Below are 24,207 nucleotides of genomic sequence, written 5' to 3' on the forward strand. Positions count from 1 at the left end.
CCTTTTCTATAAGTTCCGAACCTCTTACAAGCATGAAAAAATGCTTATTTAGTGCCGTATAGACGGTCTCCTGCATCTCCAAGTCCTGGAACGATATAACCATGATCATCCAGACGGTCGTCCAGTGCTGCTACATAGATATCCACATCGGGATGTGCATCTTGTACAGCTTTTACGCCTTCTGGCGCTGCAACCAAGTTCATCATCTTAATTTGAGTACAGCCACGTTTTTTGAGCACGTCAATAGCTGCAATGGCCGAACCACCAGTCGCAAGCATCGGATCAATTACGATCAATTGACGCTCTGTCACGTCTGTAGGCAGTTTGGTGTAGTATTCTACCGGTTGCAGTGTTTCCGGGTCACGGAACAGACCAACATGTCCAACTTTTGCCGCTGGCAACAATTTCACAACGCCATCCAGCATTCCGAGTCCTGCACGCAGAATCGGCACCAGTCCGAGCATACGTCCAGAGATGACTTTACCTTGTGTTGCGGCTACAGGTGTCTGTACATCAATCGTTTCCAGTTCAACATCTCTTGTAATCTCATAAGCCATCAACGTTGCTACTTCATCCACCAATTCACGAAAATCTTTCGTATTCGTACGCATGTCGCGTATAAACGTCAGTTTGTGTTGAATCAAAGGGTGATCACATATTACTAATTTTCCCATCTAATTTGTCCCTCCGGTAAGTTCTTCATGTTCAGCATTTCCAAATATACCTAGCCATCATTCATAGGCTCGATAAATCCTGTATATTATATCATCACCAACAACGAATTACACCATCAAAGGGCACCCAATCATTACAGAATACCGAATCCTATAAAAAAAAGGACCGGAAAATGATCCATCCGGTCCTTTTTTGCTCATGCTGTTGTGTTATTGAGAATGTTCAAAAACGTGTAAACACTAATGGTGCTCCGCAAACCGAATGACCTTCCGATCGCTGTTATCCCCAGATTTCTTTGATCCAATTATAATTGTTGAAATCTGGGGATAGCATATGCTTCCGAAGCAGCTTTCTTTCAGAAAGCTTTTAGGCGAGCGCTACGCTTCTTCAGGTTCTTTCGGTTTGCTCCGTCTGCGTGTGTACATTAAGAACATCTCAAATACAAACAGCATGAGCAAAGTTTTTTTAGTATTTAAGATCGGTATATAGCGGGAATTGGTCTGTAAGTGCAGTCACTTCTGCACGCGCTTCATCCAGCTTCGCTGTATCTTTTGGATTTTTCAGCGTTTTGGCAATGATCTTACCGATCGCTACCATCGCTTCTTCGTTCATGCCACGGGAAGTTGCAGCAGGTGTACCAATTCGAATACCGCTCGTTACAAACGGGCTTGTAGGGTCGAATGGAATTGCATTTTTGTTCACGGTAATGCCGATGGAATCGAGCACATGCTCAGCTTCCTTACCAGTGATGTTCACACTGCGTGTGTCGATCAGCATCAAGTGGTTATCTGTACCACCGGATACGATGTTCAATCCTTCAGCGATCAGTGTTTCAGCCAGAACTTGTGCGTTTTTCACAACATTCTCAGCATATGTTTTGAACGATGGTTGCAAAGCTTCACCGAATGCTACCGCTTTGGAAGCGATCACGTGCATCAGAGGTCCACCTTGGGAACCAGGGAATACGGCTTTATCAATTGCTGCTGCCCATGCTTTGGTACACATAATCATACCCCCGCGTGGTCCACGCAGCGTTTTATGTGTTGTTGTTGTTACGAAATGCGCATGCGGAACTGGGCTTGGATGCAATCCAGCAGCAACCAGTCCTGCGATGTGAGCCATATCCACCATGAACAACGCACCAACATCATTGGCAATGGAAGCCAGCTTTTCAAAATCAATGGTACGCGGATATGCACTGGCACCTGCAACGATCATACGAGGACGGTGTTTGAAAGCCGCTTTGCGCACTTCATCATAATCAATCAGGAATGTATCTTCCTGTACGCCGTATGCTACGAAGTTGTACAGCAAGCCGGATGCGTTAACCGGGCTACCGTGTGTGAGGTGTCCACCATGAGCAAGGTTCATACCCAGTACAGTATCACCAGGTTTCAACGCTGCAAGATACACTGCCATGTTCGCTTGTGCACCGGAGTGAGGTTGAACATTCACGTGTTCTGCTCCGAACAATTCTTTTGCACGATCACGCGCGATGTCTTCAACGATGTCCACATGCTCACAACCGCCATAGTAGCGTTTGCCTGGATATCCTTCAGCGTACTTGTTGGTCAGAACAGATCCCAATGCTTCGATTACTGCTTCACTTACGATGTTCTCGGATGCAATCAGTTCGATGTTGTTCTGTTGACGTTTCAGTTCAAGATTCATCGCTTCCAGTACTGCCGGGTCATTCTTGCGCAATTGTTCCATGATTAAATTCCTCCCAGTTATAAGTGAAGTTATAAAGTGAAACTAATGTTTACACGAAAACGGCGAGTGCAACACCAATCTGAAGAAACGAAGTGGTCGCCTTTATCACCGGATTTCCCCTTTAATAGGGAATTAAAAAATCTGGGGATAACAGCGATCGGAAGACGGTGATGCAATCAAAGTCAGGAGTGTAACCCAATTAGTCTCGCTTTATATGTTAGTCACAAAATGTCGAATCTGGTTGTTCTTCCATACGATACACCGCGCGTTCGCCGCCAATCAACTTCGGACGAGTCAACGCTGTGGTCACACGTGCATCTCCAACATAGCGGAGCGCTGTACGAAAAGGTACGGCCACATGTCTTAAATGCATTCCAATCATCGTTTCCCCAATGTCCAGTCCCGCATGGGCCTGCACATGTTCAGCCAGGCATGGATCGGTCAGCGAACGATATGCTGCGGATGCCATTGAACCTCCGGCCTTGGGCACGGGTACTGCACCAACCTCGGTCAATCCAAGTCGAGTAAGCACAGAACGTTCCATTACCAGCGCACGGTTCAGATGCTCACAACATTGGAATACCGTGTCAAAACCGAATTCCTCCTGCACCTCGCGTATACCCGCAAGAAGCTGCTGTGCCACTTCAATGGCACCACTCGTACCAATCCGAGCGCCTGCGACTTCACTTGTGCTTGTACCGATCACAACGATCTGTCCAGGCCCAAGCTGTCCGGCAAGCGCCAGTTCATGCAGAATGGATGCGGTCTGTTCCTGCAATCCGGGTTGTTCCGAATCTAACTCAATAGTCATCCTATCATCGCCTCCCGATAAAATCATGCCCGCTTTAACTTGGTTGTCCTTCGTATTCTTGCACGGCATCTCAGGTACTATTATAGCGAATAATCAGATGAAAGACGAAAAAAAGAGCAGTCTGCGGGTAACGCAGAATTGCTCTTTTGCCCAGGCGACCGGCCGTTTGTTCCGGTGCTCCATCGTGGTTATGCCCACTTCGTCGCCAGTTACACCGGATCCCTGTTTTCCCCTTCATCATAAAACAACCTGCGGCTAAAATCAACGGTTAATTTACATCATGTGTCCTGTTTTTATAACCTGCCCTGCAGGAACAGAATTATCCCAGCTTATCCAAAAGCCGGTCCAATGCGGTCCGAATCTCGGCCGCAGCTATATTGTAATCATCACGACTGCCACCAAACGGATCAGAGATGTCGAAACTTGGAATACGTTGTCTGATCTCGATGGCTCGCTCACGCTCCGATGCCAGGATCTCTTGGCCAAGGGCACGTTTCATCTCCAGCGTCGCAAACAGGCTGTCCAATTCCTGAACATCATTTAATACCTGTTCATCATCCTCCACATATTCTTTCAATGTATAGGTTTTGTGGACCGAGTCGGGAAATACCTGCATGACATGCTGCTTATGACTGCGTGTTAGCGTAAGAACCAGATCAGCCCAACCTACCAAGTTGGAGCTAAGTTGTGTGGAATGAGGTGGACCTTCAACGTTATGATCTCTCAAAACCGCTTCAGCATGACGGGAAATCGGCATACCCGACGTTGCTGCCACACCTGCGGAGCGAACCTCTACCTGAATGCCGCGCTCCGATGCCAATTTTCGCAAGAGCCCCTCTGCCATGGGGCTGCGGCACGTATTTCCTGTACATACGAATAAAATATGTTTCATTGTGTTAGCCTCCCCATTTTACATATGATGCGAATGATATGATTTCTCAAGTTTTAATCTAAAATATAAACAAAAGTCCAAACGCAAGCAAGATTGCGCCACCAATAGCTTCACCGTAATCACCCAGATTCCGGCTCACCCGGCGACCTAATAGCAGACCCATAACCGACATCGCCCCGCCACACACGCCGAAAGCAAGTACGGTCAATACCAGATCACTACTAAACATTCCTAGTGAAACACCCACGGAAAACGAATCCACACTTACACTGAGGGAAAACAAAACGACGCCGAGCAGGGAACGATGGTCCACCAGCTTCGTATCGCCTTCACGGAATGCATTCAGAATCATATGACCACCCAGCAGGATAAGCAATCCACCTGCGGCATAAGTCGTAATGTCACCCAGCAGCGAGCTGACGTATTTGCCCATGTACATGCCGATGAGCGGCATGATGATATGAAACAGCGCTGTTACTGTACTGATCCGCAATACATCCCGCAGTCGAATGCCCTTCATGCCAATTCCGATTCCGAGCGAGAACGCATCAAGACCTAGCGCAACAGCCATGATCAAAATGGTTACCAACTGCCCTACATGGGCAGACACATCCCACATCCCCATACCCCCAAGTCACGTAAAGGTTCTTGTACACGTTATGCGGACAAGGACCTAAACATGACCGGAAGGTATTCTTTCAGGGCAGACTAACCAGCATTCGAATACAGACCCTGCTAGTTCGAATCATATCATTGTATCGTATGAAGAGAGAGGATCATAGAGGAAAATAGAGACCTTTCAAAGACTGCATCATTTCGCACGACAATAACCCTCTAGTCAGGCAACTGCCATGACCAAAGGGTTATGTTGTTTCTTAGATTAGGTAATGTCTTAGATTAACTCGGCTTGTTGAAGCAAGCGTTGGATTGTAACTGCTACTTCAGCACGAGTCATTGTATGCTGAGGTGCAAGATTCGCATCATTTCTACCTTGTACGATTCCTGCTCCAACACTAGCTGCCACACCTTGTTGCGCCCACGCAGATACTGTTCCAGCATCTTTATATCCGTTCCGTAACGCCTCAGACGTATTTGGATCCACTGTTAGACCTACAACTTGCATAGCTCTCGACAACATCACCATTGCCTGTTCTCTCGTAATCTTGTCATCTGGACGGAAGCTGCCATCCTCGTAGCCATCGATCAGTTTATAGTTATATGCTGTATTCACGACTTGGTTGTACCAGTCCGATGACTTTACATCCGTAAAGCTGGACGCTCCTTGCATTGGTGCCAGCCCTAAACCTCTTACCATAACAGCCGCGAACTCCGCGCGAGTAATGTTTCGGTCTGGACTAAATTGTCCATTACCTGTGCCTTCAATAACCATCCGTGAACCCATATCATTCACCGCTGACTTCGACCAGTGATCTGCCACATCAGCAAACTCTAGCGGATGCCAGACAACCGAATATGTGCTGTTAGTCAGGCTGTTAATATGAGCATAATACGTCTCATCTTCCTTCACGACCTTCGTTGGGACATGTCGCACAGACCCGTCCGGTGCTACGACAACACCTGTCGTAATTTTGTTCGGATCAATATCACTTGGCAGTACAACACTACGCTGGACGTACACATTGAATCTGGATACTTCCACCGTCAGGTTGCCATAGCTAGCTTTAACGCTGAAATCTAATGGAGGCAACACAACTTCAAATGCTCCTGTTGTCGCTGCATCTTTCACCGTCTGTAGCATCGCTTCTGTTGGTGTAGCAATCTCGATCTGCACCTTGATGTCCGAAAGTGCTATAGCTTGACCCAATTGATCTGAAATGGATTGAATTTGCAGTTGACCTGCTGGAATGGTATATGTTGCCCGGTCGGTTTTCAGTTCCAGTACCGCCTGCTTGTTCTCCATATTTCGAACCATTTGTCCATCCAATTCACCTACAATGATACCTGACTCCACCTGTACGGGAATGGTCACAATCGCACCCAAGCCTTCAGCTGCTAACTTTTCCTCTAACTTCTGAGGGTCTATATGGATGGTTGTCAATTGTTGACCGTCACGTACTCCTCTTGTCATCGTCCCGGCGCGCTCTTCTTTACCATTAACAAGAACAATAACCGCGTCGTTCTCCGCCGTGTTTCCAGTGCCGGCACTGCCTGTAGATGATCCAGTTCCAACAGAACCACCACCTGCCGAGGTACCACCATTATTATTGCCCGTACCCCCGTTGTTACTTCCACCATCATTATTGTTGCTTGTCGTTGGCGTAGCACTGATTTCCTGCGATGCATCACCAAGACCCTTATCGTTGCCTGCCTTAATCACAAAATAATATGTCGTACCATTCGTCAAACCTGTTGCCGTATATGTCGTAGCTGTCAGATTCGAAGCCAATGGCGTAGCAGATACTTGTCCTGATGCTGTCCCCGCATACACATTGTAATAGGTCGCTCCCTCTACGCTATCCCACATCAGCGCAACTTGACCTGCTCCACCTGTTGCCTTCACATTCTGCACGGTGTCTGGCACTTCCTGGTCGTTACCCGATGAACCCCCTGTTGTGACGATTACTTTACCTGCTGTTACAGACTTCTCCAAGCTCTCACGAGAAACACTTGTGAAGATCAGGGAGGATACGTCTTGTTGATCCACAACCTGTATCAGATAATCGTTCACGTCCGCTCCTGTCTTGATCTTGAAGCTGATCTCAAACAACTTATCGCCTGCCTTAATCGGCGTATCACCTGCATTACTGTCTGCCCAACCTGTCTTCACCCAGCCTGCTTCGTTGTCAAAGCTTGAAGAAAACGTATCACCCGCTTCTCCCTTCACCTCGGTGATTTGCAATGCAGAAGCATCAAAATCAACCTTCATTCCATAAGCACCGATATTCTCTGGTGTAACGGATAAAATTACCGGAACTTTCACCGTATCACCTGGCGCTCCGCTAACTGTACCTATCGTAATCGTTGCCTTGTCTGCAACCGGCTTCGTTGGCGTTGCGCTCACTTCCAGTGATGCGGTGCCCAGTCCGTTCACGTTTCCTGCTGCGATGGTGAAATAATATGTTGTGCCATTCGTCAGTTCAGGTACGGTATACTGCGTTGTGGTCAGATTGGTAGCTATTGGGGTCGTTGATGCTTGACCTGCTGTCGTTCCCAGATAGACATTGTAAAAGGTAGCTCCCGGTACTTCGTCCCATTCCAATGTTACCTCACCATCTCCACTCGTTGCCTTTACATCTAGTGGAACGCCTGGTACTTGCGGACCATTGCCTGTTGAGTTGTCTCCTGCTATGGTCACCTTGCCTGACGCCGGGGTTCCTGAGATCGGCTGACCAGCCCCGTTTGATAGTAAAAATTTACCCTCTCCGCTATGGAAATTGAGGAGGGTCTGTGTACCTGCTACAACTCCATTTTTGATTCTAAACGTAATCGTGTACAGCGTGTCACCCGTCTGAGCTAGCGGCCCCGATGATAAAAATGAGTTCGCCATGATCAGATTCTCTTCATCCGTATTGATCATAAAGTCATTCATACTTCCTATATTGGGAACAATTTGTACAATTTCCAGAACATTTGCATCATATTCGATCCATGTTGTAAAACTTCTAATGGGTGTATTCGTCTCCTTGACGATAACTGGAACCTCAACACTCTCCCCTGGTGCTCCGCTAACTGTATCGATCTCAATCGTCGCCTTGGGGGAAACCGGACTCGTTGGTGTCGCATTCACTTCTTGCGATGCAGTACCCACTCCATTCGCATTCCCTGCTGCAATGGCAAAGTAGTACGTTGTACCATTCGTCAGTTCAGGTACGGTATATTGCGTGGTGGTCAGGTTGGAAACTAGGGATGTCGTTGATAATTGACCTGACGCCGTCCCCATATACACATTGTAATAGGCGGCTCCCTGAACTGCATCCCATTCCAATGTTACCTCTTCGTCTCCACTGGTTGCTTCTACATTTTCTACGACACCTGGTATTTGTGGATTATTGCCTGAAGAACCATCTCTGGTAACTGTCACCTTGCCTGGAATTGCAGTCCTATTCTCCAAAAAATTACGAGAAACACCCGTGAAGTTCAATAATAAGTCCTCTATAGGATAGTCCTTCTCTACTGCTTCATCCTTGATCTTAAAGCTAATGGTAAATATCTTATCCCCTGCCCGGATCGGTGTATCTCCTCCATTTTCATCCAACCAAAACGTATACAACCACCCTTCTGCATTGTCAAAGTCGGGGAAAAAGCTCCCCTCCCTTTCTTTCCTAATATCGCTTATTTGCAAGGCAGATGCATCAAAACTTAATTCGATTTCATAAGCGGCGATATTCTCTGGCGTGGATGTTACTGTTATTGGAACTTCCACCGTATCCCCTGGCGCTCCGCTAACCGTACCGATTCTGATTACAACCCGCTTCGCCGGGGTTGCATTCACTTCTTGCGATGCAGTGCCCACTCCGTTCGCATTCCCTGCCGCAATGGCAAAATAATACGTTGTGCCATTTGTCAGTTCAGGTACGGTGTACTGTGTAGTCGTCAGGTTCGAGGCTACTGGTGTCGTTGATAATTGACCTGACACCGTCCCCATATACACATTGTAATAGGTGGCTTCCGTTACTGCGCCCCAGTCCAATATTACTTCGCCATCTCCACCCGTTGCCTTCACTTGCTGAACAACTCCTGGTGTTTGCGGGCCATTGCCAGAAGAGTTACCTCCTGTTACGGTTACCTTGCCTGAAATTGGAGCTGTCGGGATATCATAACCAGACAAGTTGGATACTACAAATTCACCTTCACCATTTTGGAAACTCAAGATTGCCTCTGTGCCTGCTGGAACGCCGCTCTTGATTCTAAAGGTAATTGTGTACAACTTGTCACCCGTTTGCGCCAGTGTTGATAGTGACGTCCTCGCCATCAAAGAACCTGCTACTCGCGCGTCGGGTGTGAAATCACCATCATTATGCATATTGGATACAATTTTATCCACTTCAAGAATATCTGCATCATACTCAATCCATGTCGTATAATCTCTAATATCTACACTAGTCTCCTTGACAGTGACTGGAACTTCCACGGTCTCTCCTGGCGCTCCACTAGCTGTACCAATCTCTATAATGGCTTGATCATCTGCTGCCTGTACAAACATACCGCCCGTAGAACTAATCATACTCACGACCAGAAGCATCGCCCATACTCTATTCCAGATTACAGATCTTCCCTTTGAAAAATAAGACTTCATCCTTATCGTTCCCTTCCTGTGTATATTGCCAAGATCAACTGCACATCCGTCATATCCCACTCGCCATCCTCGTTCAGATCAAGACCTGCAAGCTGCTCGGAAGTGAGTGTAATCTTTTCTTTGATATGCTGGGTCAACAGTAATGCATCTGCTGGTGTTATGATGCCATCCCCATCGGCATCCCCAAATATTATTTTGCTATAAAAGGCGGTATACGTTACTGCCTCTGTCACGATCGTATTTAATACCTGCCCCGTACTCAGTTTCGTCACACCGCCATCCGCACTCCACCCTATGAAGCGATAACCGCGATCTGGTGTTACTGTTGGCACGGAAACCGGGTTCTCACCGACGACTACCTGCTCACTTATAGCACTGATCGTTCCGTGATCACCTTGCTCATAGTTGAGATTTACTAATCGTGGCGGACCAAACTTCTGGATGCGATTATTATTGTTATCTGCCACATACAGATTTCCAGTATTGTCTATTGTCAACCCAAATGGAAAATCAAACTCACCCAAGCCATTCCCACTACTACCTGGTTTCCCCCACTCACTCCATTGATTCGTATTAACATTCAGCTTTTGGATTCTGTGATTGCCTACATCTGATACATAGATATCTCCTCTGTGATCTACTGCTATCCCACTGGGGAAAAAGAATTCGCCCAAGCCAGAGCCCGTTCTTCTCTCGCCTCTGCCCCATTCGCTCCATGTATTCGTAGCGGCATCCAGTTTCTGAATGCGATTATTTCCTGCATCTACCACATACACATTGCCCTTATTATCTATAGCCACATCATAAGCGTAGTTAAATTCGCCCAATGCTTGTCCTGCCTTACCGATCACACTCCATTCATTGGTTGCAAGATCCAACTTCTGAATCCGACTATTAAAGTTATCTGATACATACAAATTATCTTCGTGATCTAGCGCTATGCCATATGGAGATGAGAATTCACCTTCGTTGGTACCAGAAGCCCCTCCACTCTTCCCCCATTGAGTCCATTGTTTCGTTTGGGCATCCTGCTTCTGAATCCGGTTATTTCCTGTATCGGCTATATACAAATTACCAGCAGCATCCATTGCTATGCTAACAGGTTCACTAAATTCACCAAGCGCATTCCCAAACTGTCCCAAAGAAGTCCATTGATTCGTGAGAATGTTCAGTATCTGAATACGGTTGTTCCCACTATCTACCACATATACATTCCCTTCAGGATCTACCGCCACATCATACGGACTAATAAACTCACCCAAACCAGTCCCTGATCCTCCCCCTTCCTTACCCCATGAACTCCATTCCCCTGTCACGGCACCATCCGCAGTTGCTGGCACAGCTCCAAGACCTGCACATAGTACAATAATCATGAACACAGGTAATTTGCTTAACCACCGACTATTCCATTTCAATTTCATTTGATCCATTCCTCCCACTCCTATAGAACTACATCCGTGGTGTGAGTATATAAAATCAGACATTAAAGAAACCTTAAAATCCGACATGTTTCATCCTGTTTATCGACGTAACGCCAAACTTATCAAAAAAAAAAAAAAAAAACAGGCCCACATCGAAAATTAGATGTAAAGCCTGTCCTTTGGTATAGATCTACTTGTTCGTACTTCAGCAGTGAGATTTTAAGTACCAGGAAGGTGGGGTAACGCTAGAAATGGAGTAGTTGATCATGGATCAAGCTCTGTGATCAACCATTACGTTTCCGAAGGAAATAACCTGCGTAAGTCCAACTGAAACACAGCTCAGATATCCGGGAACCGGGGGTCATCCGACTAGTATTAGTCGGTGACCCGCTGCTTTGAGCAGCCGATTCATGACGGCTGCTCCCAGCCCTTCGCGTGAGCAGGCTTCAGCCACAATATATGTGGCGCCCTGCTCATCGCAGCTGCGCAGCGCGGCGTATAGCCGGCGCGCTGCTTCTTCCAGCTCGCTGGCGTCACCCAGCGAGAACACGGCATCGGCGCGGTACTGCTCCGCGTGCTCGGCGAACGCCAGCACCGCGGTGCGCTCTCCGCGCTGCGCCGCCTCTGCGAGGGCGGCGCTGATCCAGGCCGCCACAGCTGCGGGCGGCCCCTCCACCACGCACAGCGCCCCTGCGGGTGCGTAGTGCGTGTACTTCATGCCCGGCGAGCGCGGCGCCGGGCTGCCCACGCCATCGGACCCCTCCGCGAGTAGCGCGGGGTCCGTGGCGACACGGGCGGCAACGGCGGACAGCTGTTCCGCCGTAATGCCGCCAGGGCGCAGGATGGTGACGGTACCGTCGTCACCGACCTGCACAACCGTCGACTCGACGCCCACCCCGGTGGGGCCGCCGTCCACAATGCAGCCGATGCGGCCATCCAGATCCTCGCGCACATGAGACGCGAGTGTCGGGCTTGGCCGCCCGGAGCGGTTGGCGCTTGGCGCAGCCACAGGGCATGCCGCCGCCGCGATCAACTGCAAGGCCACCGGGTGGTCCGGCATGCGCACGGCCACCGTGTCCAGTCCGGCGGTGACACGTGGGGACACCGCCCCCGGCCTAACCGGCAGCACAAGCGTCAGTGGTCCCGGCCAGAAGGCCGCCATCAGCGCTTCCGCTGTTTCATTCACTTCCGTGACCAGCGCATCCAACTGGTCACGGTGCGCGATATGCACAATCAGTGGATTGTCGGAAGGTCGGCCTTTGGCGACAAATACAGCCTCTACGGCTGCTGTGCTACGTGCATCGGCACCCAAGCCATAGACCGTCTCGGTCGGAAAGGCCACCGTCTGACCTTGACGAATGCAGGCTGCGGCAGCCTGCAAGTCGGCGAGTGCCTGTTGATCGGCGCTCCCCTTTTTCACATCCAACATTTCAATATTACCCAATCCGTGATCGTTCTCAGCGCTCACCAAGACACGTACATCCCACATCTCGGTGACCAGCTCTCCCGGAGCTTTCATATCACGTTCTTCTCTACCATCCCTCATCTCAGAGGTGTGTTGCACTGGTTCGTTTTCTCTGCTCATATATCATCATTCCTAAACTTCAAGTAGGTTGGTTCACACACATATTCAATATAAGTAATTATAACATACCTGTCCCAACTCGGATGCCCTTCACACTTCGCTCCACGTATGGGTCTCTCTGTAAATTCGCCACCAATTCATATCAAAAGGGCAGCTTCCTGAATCGAAGTCGCCCTAATTAATAGTATAAATTCGTTGTTATGCGAATAATCCAGTGACCCAACTCCACAGTTTCACAGCCATATCCCACAGAAAGAATCTCGCCTCCGGTGTATCTCCCTGCACGGATGCCTCTGCATCTCCAGGTTCAGCAGCTGCGGCCGATACGGTTGAAGGTTTCGCCAGTGCATCCCCAGTTCCTGCATCAATGAAGCACAGCGGCGGGAACAACACACACCACCAGTTCTGACCTTTGCCTTCGCCCAGCGTGATCCGAACCGCTTCATAATCTCCAGCAGGATACACGGTGCCACCATATAGTTTGGTTGGGAACGGAACAGAACCCAGCTCCACCTGATACTCATAATTTAAACCGCGACTGGCCAACTCTTCTCCTACTCTATTCTCAATCTCGGACAAATGCTCACGAATAACCTTGCGCGCTTCATCCAGACTTTGCGGATTTTCCAGCTCGGCTACCCAATCGCCCATCTGCGCAACGACAGCATCCCGAATCTCTCGTTTCACCAATTGATCCCCCGGTGCATCCGAGTTTGCTAGAATACGCAAGCGAATCGATTGTTCCGGAATCGCTGTGGCTGCCACAGCTGCATCCGTTTTCTGACCTTCCCACATCATGATAATCATCATAAGACATACAATAATAAGTCCAATTTGCTTTACAATTCGTCTGTTCATTCCGTTCTCCCCCTCGGCTCTCTGATCACGTTGCCTGCAACTCTCTCATGTCTATCAGTATGCCCCCGGGGAATCGGAAGTAAACCTATCATTTGCAATAAATCTACTAGATCGATTCTATGATTTACATTCACTCACCAGTCATGTTAAAAAGGCTGATTCGTACCTGATTACAGGGCAAATCAACCTCTTCATTTCTAAGTACGATCACGTTATACGCTCCACCGCTTAACTTCTTACCTATACCGACTCAACAGTTACACAGCACTTTTCTCTTTCTTGAGCATATTCCATAAACGTTCCGACAACCGAGGCTGCTGCTCCCCCATCAGAAGTTCATCCTCCTCTTCCTGTCCGTACAACTTAATGCTCATAACTACCCCAATACAAGCCATATTAATAAGCAAAGAAGTACCGCCGTAACTGATAAACGGTAACGTTATACCTGTGAGCGGCATCAGCCCAAGAAACGCCCCCACATTCTCAAACACCTGATACAATAGCATTCCGATAATACCTACAATGATGACGGGTCCAGCACGATCTCTGCATGCCAGAGCAATCAGTACCATGCGGTGGATCAGGATAAAGTACAACAGAATCAAAATGGATGCACCGACAAACCCAAACTCCTCTGCGATCACGACAAATATGGAATCAGAATACGTATAGGGGACTCGTCCACTCTGAACGGATGTGCCTTGCAAATAACCTTTGCCGATGATGCCCCCAGAACCGATGGCTAAACCTGCATTTTTCGTATGCCAAGAAGCTTTGGAGGTAGCCTTTTCCGGTACAAGCCAGGGATCAATCCGCTCCGCCCAATGCTCTCGTTTTACCTTTTCAAGAAAGGTAAATACTTCATCATGGTAGAAGGTATAGGCTTTGACAAATCCAAAAAACGCCACTCCCACAATCGCCAGCCCGATCAATACGTGCTTCAGTCTCATATTTCCGATCCAGAACACTGCAACCAGAATCACCACATATCCCAGCGCATTTCCCAAATCATTCTGAGCCATAACCAGTGCAAACGGAATAAACGCCCAGCAACCAATCGGCACAATATCTCTCCAGAACTCCAGCGTGCTTCGTTGCCTCTTCACAATTAAATGGGTGAGGAACAGGATCAGAATCATCTTGAACAGCTCTGCCGGTTGAAAAGAAAAATTGTCGCCCAGCTTCAGCCAGCCGTTGGCATTATTGATCGAACTGCCTAGTACATTGGCCAGGATCAACAATATGATCCCCAAGCCATACAAATAAAACGCATATTTCACGTATAACTTGTAATTCACAAGCCCGATGACGAGCACTGCAATGAACCCGGCCACATAGAAATACAGCGTTTTGACATGATGATTCGCCAGGTTGGCATCTGTCTGCGTCCCGCTATAAATAGCAAATATACTTATAATCATGAGCAACAGCATTACAAAAAGAATCACACCATCCATCTTTTTCAGCATTCTCAACATGACCCCGTTCATCCCCCTGGATTCATCATTCCATCATTTCCAATTAAACTCAATATTACCATTGTATATAATTGGATAATAAAATGGAAATCTGGGTTGCTTCAGGTTAAAAAGTGAACTATTCAATGGCTTGAATTACACCGTAAAAACAATAAAAACCCCAAAACATCCATCCCAATGTAAATTAGGCTGATCTGTTCCAGGGTTTTTATAGTTAACGGACTCATACGCAAATATTTTACGTGCTATTCCACGGGTTGATTCGAGAGAGTTATTGCTCCTGCTGGGATGGCTTCCGTCTGAACAACTTCATGACCATCTCCGTGATACTGAGTTGTTCTGATGAACCCAGGATATCTTCATTTTCTTCCGTATGCACTTTGATACTCATGACAACACCCATACTGAGCATGTTGAGCACAAGAGAGGTACCGCCGAAACTGATAAATGGAAGTGTGATCCCAGTTAATGGCATCAGACCGATAAACGGACCAATATTAACAAAAATCTGATAGAGCAGCATCGAAATTATACCTACAATCAGGTACGGCCCAGCCCGATCCTTGCACTCTAGTGCGATCAACACCAGCCTGTGAATCAGAATAAAGTAGAGCAGTAACAATACCGAGGCTCCAACAAAACCGAATTCTTCACCAATCTGCACAAAGATGGAATCCGCGTATGCGAGTGGTACTCGATTGGACTGGATTGTCGTACCTTCGAGATACCCTTTACCACTTATTCCTCCGGAACCTATGGCTAACTTGGCATTGTAGGTCTGCCACAAAACATCTCTGGATGTCTGTTCTGGCACGAGCCAAGGGTCAAACCGCTCAGCCCAGTGAGCACGTCCAATATCCTTGAGGAACTTGGCAACTTCATCATGATAATGAATATAGGCCTGTGTTCCACCAATAAAGGCAGCAACAGCAATCACAAAACCAATCAGTGCATGGCTGAATTTCACATTGCCAATCCACAACAGGCCGACAAGAATGACTACATAACTCAAAGCATTCCCCAAGTCATTTTGAAGTAGAACCAATAACAAGGGAGGCAAAACGCACAGTGCGATCGGAATGACATCCCGCCCGAAGAATAAGGGTCTGTTTTTCTTTTTCGCAAGCAGAGCAGACAGGAAAACGATTAAACATAGCTTAAATAATTCTGCAGGCTGCAAACTCAGGCCAAATATGGATAACCAGCCTTGGGCTCCATAATACGTAACACCAAAAAAGTTAACGATGACGAGTAGCAGTAAACCCACACCGTAGATATATAAATAGTTTTTAATGATCACTTTATAGTTAATCATGGACATTCCGAAGAATACGATGAAACCTATAATATAGAAAATCCCTGCCCTTTGGGGATAGGATTCCCATCTTGGACGACCAAACGTTGTACTGTAAATCGACAAAATACTGATAACCATCAGAATAACGAGTATAAAAACAATAGAATAGTCTATCTTTTTAAATTTGTGCAGCATGTAATTATGTTCCCCCAAGCATTCAGAAATCTTCGGTATATCTCATTGTAGAGGATTTCACGGCAAAAAGAAAACCCGCGGAACCTTACATTTTCGTCACCTGTTCCGAAGTACGAACACCCAGGACATGCCGCTCGATTCCGGCAAGGTCCGGTACAATGATAATTTCCGGCCAATGTCCCGCCGATTCAAGCAAAGCTGCGATGTCGCGAGCCTGCCCCTGGCCCAGCTCAAAACCAATAATCTGTGGCGGCGCAGGCAACAGTGCCAGTTGCTCCAGCATGATACGGTACGGTGCGAGCCCGTCCGGACCGCCATCCAGTGCCATGCGCGGCTCATGATCGCGCACCTCTTGTTGCAACCCGGCGATATCCGCCGCCGGGATGTATGGCGGGTTGGACACCAGGATGTCCACCCGTGCCCCGGCGAACGGGGCCAGAAGATCGCCTTCACGGAAGTCGATCTGTACCCCGTTCGCGGCCGCGTTCCGCGCGGCCACTTGCAGGGCAGCCGCCGAGAGATCCCCGGCGCCTACCTGCCAGCGCGGGCGTAGTGAAGCCATCGTCACCGCGATGGCGCCACTGCCCGTGCCAATATCGACGGCGAGCGGAGCGCCGTCAGGAAACACGCGGTCGGCTTCGCGCAGCACAGCCTCGACCAACAGCTCAGTCTCCGGCCGCGGAATCAGCACGGCCGGCGTGACCTCGAACGGCAGCCCATAGAATTCCTGGCTACCGATAATGTATTGCGCCGGCTCACCCGCAGCCTTGCGCGTGACGGCGTCCTCCCAGCGGCTGCGATGCTCGCTGGGAAAGGGCTCCGGCTGCATCATGTAGTACGCGGCGCCATAGACGCCGAGTACATGTTCCAGCAGCAGCCGAGCATTGTTTTGCGGCTCGTACACGCCGCACTTCTCCAAAAAAGAGGAAGCCTCCACGAAGGCTTCCCGACAGCTCTGTTCCGGCGTCATGACAAACTGCGCGCGGGTCACAGATTATTCTCCTCTATCCATCAACTCGGTCTGCTGAGCAATCGTCAGTGCAGATAAGATATCTTCAATCTCCCCGTTCATGATCTGATCCAGCTTGTGCATTGTCAGGCCGATACGGTGATCCGTCACACGGCTTTGCGGGAAGTTGTACGTACGAATACGCTCACTGCGGTCGCCCGTTCCCACTTTGCTCTTCCGCTCAACAGAGATCTTCGCTTCCTCTTCCATACGTTTCATATCGAAGATACGTGTACGCAGAACCTGCAACGCTTTTTCCTTGTTGGAGTTCTGTGATTTTCCATCCTGACATGTCGCCACAATTCCCGTTGGAACGTGCGTTACCCGTACTGCGGATTTCGTCGTATTAACCGATTGTCCACCGGCACCACTGGAACAGAACGTATCGACACGGATGTCTTTGTCGTGAATTTCGATATCGAAATCTTCGGCTTCAGGCATAACCGCAACCGTTGAAGTTGACGTATGAATACGTCCGCCGGATTCAGTTGTTGGAATACGCTGCACACGGTGTGCGCCGCTTTCGTATTTCATTTTGCTGTATGCGCCGCGTCCGTTGATCAGGAAAACAACCTCTTTGAATCCACCGAGATCATTTGTGTTCACGTCCATCAGTTCTACACGCCAGCCTTGTTGATCTGCATAACGAGTGTACATACGGTACAGATCTGCTGCAAACAATGCTGCTTCATCTCCACCAGCTGCGCCGCGAATCTCAACAATAACGTTCTTGTCGTCATTCGGATCTTTTGGCAACATGAGTACACGAATCAATTCGTCCAGTTCCTTCTGGCGAGTGCTCAGTTCGTCAATTTCCATTTTGACCATTTCGCGCATCTCATCATCCAGTTTTTCGCCCTGCATTTCCTTGGCAGCTTCGAGATCCTGACTTACCTGTTTGTATTCATTGTACGCTTCATAAGTCGGTTGCAGATCGGATTGTTCTTTGGAATATTCCCGCAGCTTTTTGTTGTCACTTGCTACATCCGGGTCACACAGCAACTCACTCAACTTGTCATAACGGTCGGCTAACGCCTGTAATTTATCCAACATGTATAGTCACCTCACGCATTATTTTGTCCATGCACATATCGTTTTTAATAATTATTTCGGTTTCATTATTCATAACATCTATAATCTATATTCCACAACGCACAGGATTCTCACCGAATCCCCTGACCGCAGCATGTATTCACATTCATGTATGATCGACGTATAACATCGCTACAACGTCATCAAATCCTTTACTTTTAAAGTGATATCAAGAAATCGTGTACCCTGTGTGAAGCTCGCTTCAGCTCATCTGTTACAGCGCGAAATCCAACGTGGTATACGACTCTTAATTATAGCATATTCTTATGGTTCTGAATAGTAACTGTTCCGCAGGCGGATGAACTTTTTTTTATAATGCAATTTTCTCACCTTTCACTCGTGGCCATCCTGCTCATGGATTAACCCACCGGAAATGTTTGTAACAAATAGATCATTCAAGTTTCTTTCTGATGTTGTAAAATATATACAATAGACGCTATAATTCATGTTTTTGATATTTTATTTTAGGAGGGAATGGATGATATGAACTTAACACCAGATGCTTTTCCAACAGAAAAATTAAAGATTGCTTTAGCACAGTGTTCTTCGATCGACGGAAATATTGAAGAGAACGTTAATAGGGCTTATGAGATGATTGAAGAAGCTGGAAAAGAGCAGGCCGATATTATCATGTTTCCAGAAAAATATCTGACGGGATATGTGCCAGAAATTGTAGAATCCAATGTAACTGAATACACGCTTTCCATTAATGATGCGCGGATTGAAAAGTTGCGTCATGCATGCGAAAAGTACGGCATTTGGTCAATCATCGGAACCCCTGTAAGAAGAGGCGAGGATGTGTTCATCTCTTCAATTATAATAGATTCCAATGGACATGAGGTAGGCGTTTATGACAAGTCTCATTTATTCCAAACGGAGAAGGAAATGTTTTCTAGCAATAATGAGCAGGTCATCATTAAATTAAAGGGTTGGAATATTGGGATGGCCATCTGTTATGACGCAGGTTTCCCTGAACATTCTCGTCTTTTAGCACAAAATGGCTGTCATTTATACATGAGTAGCTCTCTTTTTAGTAAAGGAATGGGGTATAAAGAGTCACGAGTATGGTTCCCTGCACGTGCTCTGGATAATACGATATTTACGGCGATGTGTAATCACGTTGGAACAACCGGAGTCTGGGATACGTGTGGACATAGCGGTATATGGAACCCTCTAGGAGATAATCTAATTGATGCCTCTCAAGACAACGTTGAATTGATGTTAGGCGAATTAGACCCCGATCTTCTTAATCAAGCTAGAAATGGTGAAAGAATGCTTGCAGATTCGTTTGATATAAATAAAGAACACTATTCTTTCAAGACTATTGTTGGTAACTAAGCAAACCTCATATGAATTGATCCGTACATACGTACATTACGATTGAAGTGGCCCCATACATGGATATTAAAAACCCTACAATCTTCACGAGAAGATCGTAGGGTTTTGGTTATTGAATCTACATATAAAGGTGTAACAACCTATACGTTGAAACGGAAGTGCATAACGTCGCCGTCATTTACAACGTACTCTTTACCTTCAAGACGAAGTTGTCCGCGCTCTTTGGCACCGTTCATGGAACCCGCTGCAACCAGATCGTCGTAAGAAACAACCTCTGCCCGGATGAATCCGCGCTCAAAGTCGGTGTGAATGACACCCGCTGCGCCAGGAGCTTTCGTTCCTTTACGGATTGTCCATGCACGAACTTCCTGTACGCCTGCTGTGAAGTATGTGTACAGACCGAGCAATTTGTAAGCCGCTTTGATCAACAGGTTCAGACCGGAATCCTCGATACCGAGTTCTTCCAGGAACATTTGTTTATCTTCGCCTTCCAGCTCAGAAATCTCTTCTTCAACCTTCGCACTGATTGGCACCACTTCTGCATTTTCAGCAGCTGCGAATTCTCTTACTTTTTGCACGTAAGCATTGTTCGCCACGTCGCCGATTTCGTCCTCAGCTACATTGGCTGCGTACAGAACAGGCTTCAGGGTAAGCAAGTGCAGATCGCGCACGATCAGAAGCTCGTCATCCGTAAGTTCCATGCTGCGTGCCGGCTTGTCATCGTACAGAACAGCCTTCACTTTCTCCAGCACTTCTACTTCTTGAGAGGCAGACTTGTTGCCGCCCTTCATGTTTTTCTTGGAGCGATCGATTTTCTTCTCAACACTCTCGATATCGGCCAGGATCAGTTCCAGATTGATCGTCTGGATGTCGCTTACCGGGTCAATTTTGCCATCGACGTGTGTAATGTTCTCATCTACAAAGCAACGTACCACGTGTACAATTGCATCTACTTCACGAATGTGGGCAAGGAACTTGTTACCCAGACCTTCGCCTTTGCTCGCACCGCGAACAAGACCCGCGATATCTACAAACTCAAACGCCGTTGGTACTGTTTTCTTAGGTACAACGAGTTCTGTCAGTTTGTCCAAACGCTCATCGGGTACTTCAACGATCCCCACGTTAGGGTCAATCGTACAGAACGGATAGTTTGCCGATTCGGCACCTGCTTGTGTAATTGCGTTAAACAATGTAGATTTACCTACGTTAGGCAAACCCACGATTCCAGCTTTCAAAGCCATGTATATGACAACTCCTCATTGATTACTTGTTCGGTATGGATAATCCTATACATTATATATGACAAACCTCAAGGCATCAAGGAACTTCGCCAATTCGACCAGAGTCCCTTCCGCTTCCCGAAATCCCCAGTTACTGCAGATGTTTCGTTTTGTGTAGCTGATAACTTTGGCTTAGATTATCCGCTTTTAAGTTTACCCTTTGATTTCCTTATACATCGTCAGATCCGTTACCTCATATCCCATCTTGCGATACAGGCTGCTCGCCCGCACATTATGTCCAAACACATGCAAACCAATGCGATCCACGCCAAGACTCAAGGCCGTCTGTTCAAGCGCCTGCATTGTCTCTGTTCCGTATCCCTTACCACGGTGCGCTTCTTCAACCACAATATCCAGCAAAAAAGCATCCTTCCCACGACGATTATCCGTGATATTAAACCAGATATACCCCACATTGCCGTCCACAGGATGCACCAGATTGTAGAGATACGCTCCCGGTGTATTCAAGCCTTCTGGCAGATAACGTTCATAAGATTCCTCCGCCAGTTGCTGCGCCTCTTCCTCCGCCCAGGTACCTGCTTCTACTTTTTCTTCTGCAAAATCTTTAATGGAGCGAATGTGAAAACTCGCATAATCTTCCTGATTCATTGGAGAAAGTTCCAACTTGTTTCCCTCCTCAATTGAGTGTTCTATGTAAGATCTCTGTACACTCTTCTATTGCACTACTATATCGTATTGTATCTTGTTATCCCGCTTAGCGCATGAAGTTATTCTGACGATTTGAATTCAAATTTCATATTATCCATTTTTGTGTATAACTATTGATCTCTTTGAACCGTTTATACCTCATGAAGGAAAGGAGTAGATCATAGTGAACACACGTCGCCGATTCTCCAAAAAGAAAATTATTATCTTGTCCGCTATCATACTCGGAATCGCCATCGTCGCTTTTATGAGCTTTCTGAATGCAATGGATCCCTTTCGCCACTTAAGGATCACGATCCACAATCAGTCCGACTATGACCTCACCAATATTCAGGCTAGCCTAGTCCAAGGCGACAACTCATTTAACAACAACGAGAGTGGCTCCACCTACATATTCGATAAGGATATTCCCAGGGGAGCAAACATGAAATTCGCCCCGCAGCTGAAACTTTCCGGGGAGGGTGTCGTCTCCTTGGCGTTCACGGACAGCCGCGGAAAAACCTATAACAAAACAGTTTGCGGTTATACCGAATACTTGTCAGGCAATTCCTACGTTACCGTAACCAATGAGAATGTCACCGTGAAAGAGGAATGTATGTAATAATTCGGCAACACGATTATGTAATTGAATAAGGAGGAAATTACATTGTTATTCAACATAATTTTAGGTGCAGGCGTAGCTTTGTCCATATTACTTTCTGCATATCCAGCTAGTGCTGTTGATTTAGAGGATAAAGTGCAAGATGCTCTTACTACTTCTCCAATCACTATGGAGAACACTGAGGATTCGAATATTACTCCAATGGATGTACAGCTTATCAGACCATTCAATTACAGCAGTTACAATGCGTACGAAAAATCATTCACATTGGTTCCTGACAACGGAGAAGATGCGAATGTTTGGATTCAGAACAATAGTACGGATACTATTTATGCCAAAATTACCGTGGGCAATCTTTCCCCCACTGACATTCCAATCGAGAAAGAGACTCAAAAAACAACAAGAATAGGTGTCATAGGCACAACAAACGTCAAAGTTTATATCTATAGTTCAACAGGACATAAAATGGATATGAATATCAGTGCCCGACAATTTTAATGTAATAAATAGTGTAGAGGATATTTCTTAATGAAGTATCCTCTACACTATTTTTGTTCCAGATTATATAGGAAGCAATGTTAGTAGAATCAAAATATATAATTAAATAACTCCAATGAAGCTTATATCATCTTCATTTTCACCCTCGGCCTAACGCCGTTCCACCAGACGTGTCGTCTGCTTCAGATCCTCAATCTGACCTGCGCCAATACCAAACATCACGGTACGAAGTTCAAACTCAACCTGTTCCAACCGATCATTCAGAGTATCATCCGATGCAACTGCGGATTCGAGCAGAGATCGACCGAAGCCGGCTAGATCAGCACCGAGCGCGAGGGCTTTGGCCGCGTCCACACCAGTGTGCAGTCCACCGCTACCAATCAGGGCACCAGTAGGATTCAGCGCTCGTACTTCCTGAATACACTCCGCTGTCGGAATGCCCCAGTCGGCAAAAGCTTCAGCTGCTGCCCGGCGTACCGGGTTATTGTTGCGGTACTTCTCTACCTGTACCCAGCTTGTACCACCTGCACCAGCCACATCGATAAACGCCACACCTGCTTCATACAGCCCTTTTGCCGTCACGCCATCGATGCCAAAACCTACTTCTTTTACGCCAACAGGTACGTCTAGCTCACGACACAAGTTTTCAATCCGCTGAAATAATCCGCTGAAGTTGGTGTTACCTTCCGGCTGGAAAACTTCCTGCAACGTGTTCAGATGAAGCACGAGCATGTCCGCACCCGCAATATCTACGGCACGTTGGAAATCAGCTGTTGTGAAACCATAGTTCAGCTGCACCGCGCCCAGGTTGGCAATGACCGGGATGTCCGGTGCCCAGCGCCGCACATCGAAGGTACTTGCCAGTTCCGGCTGTTCTATGGCAGCCCGGATCGAACCTACGCCGAGCGCCCAGCCTCTGGCGTTTGCTACTCGAGCGAGGCGCTCATTGATGGCGCCCGTTGTTTTGCTTCCACCCGTCATCGAACTGATGAGCAAGGGTGTGCGTACTTTTTTGCCAATAAACGAAGTCTCCAGATGCACCTCTTCAAAATCCAGTTCCGGCAGTGGATGATGACGAAACGCATACCGCTCCATGCCGCTGGTTACCCCTTCTCCTGCCACATTCTCCTCAAGACAGAGGCGCACGTGTTCCAGCTTCCGTTCTCCCGTAGCCACTTCGGGAAGCAGCCGTTCGCCGGCTCGCTCTTGTTCATTCATGATGAGACCTCCTATGTGAGAATCGTGCGGATCGACAGGATAACCTGCCCGTTCCTTACTTCTATGTATATACGTCTTTTGCAAAAGACAAAAACATTAATCCTATAAGCATTGCAGCTCAGCAGTTTAACTCTATCCAGTATAACGTTCCAAACCAGCTATTGAAAGGATGCCCCGACACCAAATGTCTCACTTAAATCCCGGAGCACCACTATCTCATACCTACTCAACAGCACGGATCATCCGTAGCAGCTTCAAAGTTAATTAGCAGAGACGATGCACACGCACATGGATCAACAGAACACATTTCACTCCATCATCCT

General features: G+C 47.4%; 19 protein-coding genes and 1 riboswitch. Of the genes, 3 read left to right on the forward strand and 16 right to left on the reverse strand.

All coding sequences use genetic code 11. The features are described 5' to 3' along the window. Window positions 1–44: 44 nt before the first annotated feature. The 13 genes from upp to prfA all read right to left on the reverse strand — a co-directional run bounded on the left by upp (window position 45) and on the right by prfA (window position 18,244). On the reverse strand, window positions 45–674 hold the full coding sequence (gene upp / locus MHI06_RS26925; RefSeq protein WP_017691929.1) for a uracil phosphoribosyltransferase: 630 nt from the start codon (window positions 672–674) through the stop codon (window positions 45–47). Between the two features lie 466 nt (window positions 675–1,140). Then, window positions 1,141–2,388, reverse strand: coding sequence for a serine hydroxymethyltransferase (glyA, locus tag MHI06_RS26930; RefSeq protein ID WP_169479776.1), 1,248 nt, complete (start codon window positions 2,386–2,388; stop codon window positions 1,141–1,143). 217 nt (window positions 2,389–2,605) lie between these two features. Continuing rightward, on the reverse strand, window positions 2,606–3,199 hold the full coding sequence (locus MHI06_RS26935; RefSeq protein ID WP_169479777.1) for a TIGR01440 family protein: 594 nt from the start codon (window positions 3,197–3,199) through the stop codon (window positions 2,606–2,608). Window positions 3,200–3,340: 141 nt separating this feature from the next. Next, window positions 3,341–3,422, reverse strand: a riboswitch (ZMP/ZTP riboswitch). Window positions 3,423–3,518: 96 nt separating this feature from the next. Continuing rightward, the gene (locus MHI06_RS26940; protein WP_062836957.1) at window positions 3,519–4,091 is read right to left on the reverse strand and encodes a low molecular weight protein arginine phosphatase; all 573 of its coding nucleotides are present in this window, start codon (window positions 4,089–4,091) and stop codon (window positions 3,519–3,521) included. A gap of 58 nt (window positions 4,092–4,149) precedes the next feature. Then, on the reverse strand, window positions 4,150–4,710 hold the full coding sequence (locus MHI06_RS26945; RefSeq protein ID WP_340399637.1) for a manganese efflux pump MntP family protein: 561 nt from the start codon (window positions 4,708–4,710) through the stop codon (window positions 4,150–4,152). A 273-nt stretch (window positions 4,711–4,983) separates the two neighbouring features. Beyond that, entirely contained in the window at window positions 4,984–9,348 is a 4,365-nt protein-coding gene (locus MHI06_RS26950; RefSeq protein WP_340399638.1) for a cohesin domain-containing protein, read from the reverse strand. A 2-nt stretch (window positions 9,349–9,350) separates the two neighbouring features. Then, window positions 9,351–10,778, reverse strand: coding sequence for a dockerin type I domain-containing protein (locus MHI06_RS26955; protein ID WP_340399639.1), 1,428 nt, complete (start codon window positions 10,776–10,778; stop codon window positions 9,351–9,353). 352 nt (window positions 10,779–11,130) lie between these two features. After that, the gene (locus MHI06_RS26960) at window positions 11,131–12,198 is read right to left on the reverse strand and encodes an L-threonylcarbamoyladenylate synthase (protein ID WP_340402190.1); all 1,068 of its coding nucleotides are present in this window, start codon (window positions 12,196–12,198) and stop codon (window positions 11,131–11,133) included. Between the two features lie 354 nt (window positions 12,199–12,552). Then, window positions 12,553–13,212 carry a stage II sporulation protein R gene (gene spoIIR, locus MHI06_RS26965; protein ID WP_340399640.1) on the reverse strand — a complete coding sequence of 220 codons (660 nt, stop codon included), beginning with the start codon at window positions 13,210–13,212 and terminating at the stop codon, window positions 12,553–12,555. Between the two features lie 257 nt (window positions 13,213–13,469). After that, entirely contained in the window at window positions 13,470–14,690 is a 1,221-nt protein-coding gene (locus MHI06_RS26970) for an FtsW/RodA/SpoVE family cell cycle protein (protein ID WP_340399641.1), read from the reverse strand. A gap of 271 nt (window positions 14,691–14,961) precedes the next feature. Next, window positions 14,962–16,182 carry an FtsW/RodA/SpoVE family cell cycle protein gene (locus tag MHI06_RS26975; RefSeq protein ID WP_169479783.1) on the reverse strand — a complete coding sequence of 407 codons (1,221 nt, stop codon included), beginning with the start codon at window positions 16,180–16,182 and terminating at the stop codon, window positions 14,962–14,964. An 85-nt stretch (window positions 16,183–16,267) separates the two neighbouring features. Continuing rightward, complete coding sequence (prmC, locus tag MHI06_RS26980) at window positions 16,268–17,152, reverse strand: peptide chain release factor N(5)-glutamine methyltransferase (protein WP_082218880.1); 885 nt, start codon at window positions 17,150–17,152, stop codon at window positions 16,268–16,270. A 24-nt stretch (window positions 17,153–17,176) separates the two neighbouring features. After that, complete coding sequence (prfA, locus tag MHI06_RS26985) at window positions 17,177–18,244, reverse strand: peptide chain release factor 1 (protein WP_340399642.1); 1,068 nt, start codon at window positions 18,242–18,244, stop codon at window positions 17,177–17,179. Between the two features lie 522 nt (window positions 18,245–18,766). Between prfA and MHI06_RS26990 the strand changes: the two genes are divergently transcribed. Further along, a complete protein-coding gene (locus MHI06_RS26990; protein WP_340399643.1) occupies window positions 18,767–19,621 on the forward strand; it encodes a carbon-nitrogen hydrolase family protein in 855 nt (284 codons plus the stop codon). A gap of 140 nt (window positions 19,622–19,761) precedes the next feature. On the opposite strand, the gene ychF is transcribed toward MHI06_RS26990, so the two are convergent. Beyond that, window positions 19,762–20,862, reverse strand: coding sequence for a redox-regulated ATPase YchF (gene ychF / locus MHI06_RS26995; RefSeq protein WP_340399644.1), 1,101 nt, complete (start codon window positions 20,860–20,862; stop codon window positions 19,762–19,764). 192 nt (window positions 20,863–21,054) lie between these two features. Further along, window positions 21,055–21,525 (reverse strand): GNAT family N-acetyltransferase, encoded by a 471-nt coding sequence (locus MHI06_RS27000; protein WP_340399645.1) that lies wholly within the window; start codon window positions 21,523–21,525, stop codon window positions 21,055–21,057. A 208-nt stretch (window positions 21,526–21,733) separates the two neighbouring features. Here MHI06_RS27000 and MHI06_RS27005 point away from each other — a divergent pair, with 208 nt between their 5' ends. Both MHI06_RS27005 and MHI06_RS27010 read left to right on the forward strand, forming a co-directional pair. Further along, window positions 21,734–22,168 (forward strand): hypothetical protein, encoded by a 435-nt coding sequence (locus MHI06_RS27005; RefSeq protein WP_340399646.1) that lies wholly within the window; start codon window positions 21,734–21,736, stop codon window positions 22,166–22,168. A 45-nt stretch (window positions 22,169–22,213) separates the two neighbouring features. After that, a complete protein-coding gene (locus MHI06_RS27010; protein ID WP_340399647.1) occupies window positions 22,214–22,666 on the forward strand; it encodes a hypothetical protein in 453 nt (150 codons plus the stop codon). Window positions 22,667–22,816: 150 nt separating this feature from the next. On the opposite strand, the gene fni is transcribed toward MHI06_RS27010, so the two are convergent. Beyond that, on the reverse strand, window positions 22,817–23,884 hold the full coding sequence (fni, locus tag MHI06_RS27015; RefSeq protein WP_340399648.1) for a type 2 isopentenyl-diphosphate Delta-isomerase: 1,068 nt from the start codon (window positions 23,882–23,884) through the stop codon (window positions 22,817–22,819). Between the last annotated feature and the right edge of the window lie 323 nt (window positions 23,885–24,207).

Source organism: Paenibacillus sp. FSL H8-0079, from assembly GCF_037991315.1.
In the GTDB taxonomy this organism is placed as follows: Bacteria; Bacillota; Bacilli; order Paenibacillales; family Paenibacillaceae; genus Paenibacillus.

What these genes read in the sequence shown, in the direction of transcription:
- glyA (WP_169479776.1), bottom strand. Translation starts at nt 2,388, where the DNA reads ATGGAACAATTGCGCAAGAATGACCCGGCAGTACTGGAAGCGATGAAT.
- MHI06_RS26970 (WP_340399641.1), bottom strand. Translation starts at nt 14,690, where the DNA reads ATGTTGAGAATGCTGAAAAAGATGGATGGTGTGATTCTTTTTGTAATG.
- upp (WP_017691929.1), bottom strand. Translation starts at nt 674, where the DNA reads ATGGGAAAATTAGTAATATGTGATCACCCTTTGATTCAACACAAACTG.
- MHI06_RS26955 (WP_340399639.1), bottom strand. Translation starts at nt 10,778, where the DNA reads ATGGATCAAATGAAATTGAAATGGAATAGTCGGTGGTTAAGCAAATTA.
- prfA (WP_340399642.1), bottom strand. Translation starts at nt 18,244, where the DNA reads ATGTTGGATAAATTACAGGCGTTAGCCGACCGTTATGACAAGTTGAGT.
- MHI06_RS26940 (WP_062836957.1), bottom strand. Translation starts at nt 4,091, where the DNA reads ATGAAACATATTTTATTCGTATGTACAGGAAATACGTGCCGCAGCCCC.
- MHI06_RS26950 (WP_340399638.1), bottom strand. Translation starts at nt 9,348, where the DNA reads ATGAAGTCTTATTTTTCAAAGGGAAGATCTGTAATCTGGAATAGAGTA.
- MHI06_RS26960 (WP_340402190.1), bottom strand. Translation starts at nt 12,198, where the DNA reads ATGTTGGATGTGAAAAAGGGGAGCGCCGATCAACAGGCACTCGCCGAC.
- MHI06_RS26945 (WP_340399637.1), bottom strand. Translation starts at nt 4,710, where the DNA reads ATGTGGGATGTGTCTGCCCATGTAGGGCAGTTGGTAACCATTTTGATC.
- ychF (WP_340399644.1), bottom strand. Translation starts at nt 20,862, where the DNA reads ATGGCTTTGAAAGCTGGAATCGTGGGTTTGCCTAACGTAGGTAAATCT.
- MHI06_RS26975 (WP_169479783.1), bottom strand. Translation starts at nt 16,182, where the DNA reads ATGCTGCACAAATTTAAAAAGATAGACTATTCTATTGTTTTTATACTC.
- prmC (WP_082218880.1), bottom strand. Translation starts at nt 17,152, where the DNA reads ATGACGCCGGAACAGAGCTGTCGGGAAGCCTTCGTGGAGGCTTCCTCT.
- spoIIR (WP_340399640.1), bottom strand. Translation starts at nt 13,212, where the DNA reads ATGAACAGACGAATTGTAAAGCAAATTGGACTTATTATTGTATGTCTT.
- MHI06_RS26990 (WP_340399643.1), top strand. Translation starts at nt 18,767, where the DNA reads ATGAACTTAACACCAGATGCTTTTCCAACAGAAAAATTAAAGATTGCT.
- MHI06_RS26935 (WP_169479777.1), bottom strand. Translation starts at nt 3,199, where the DNA reads ATGACTATTGAGTTAGATTCGGAACAACCCGGATTGCAGGAACAGACC.
- fni (WP_340399648.1), bottom strand. Translation starts at nt 23,884, where the DNA reads ATGAATGAACAAGAGCGAGCCGGCGAACGGCTGCTTCCCGAAGTGGCT.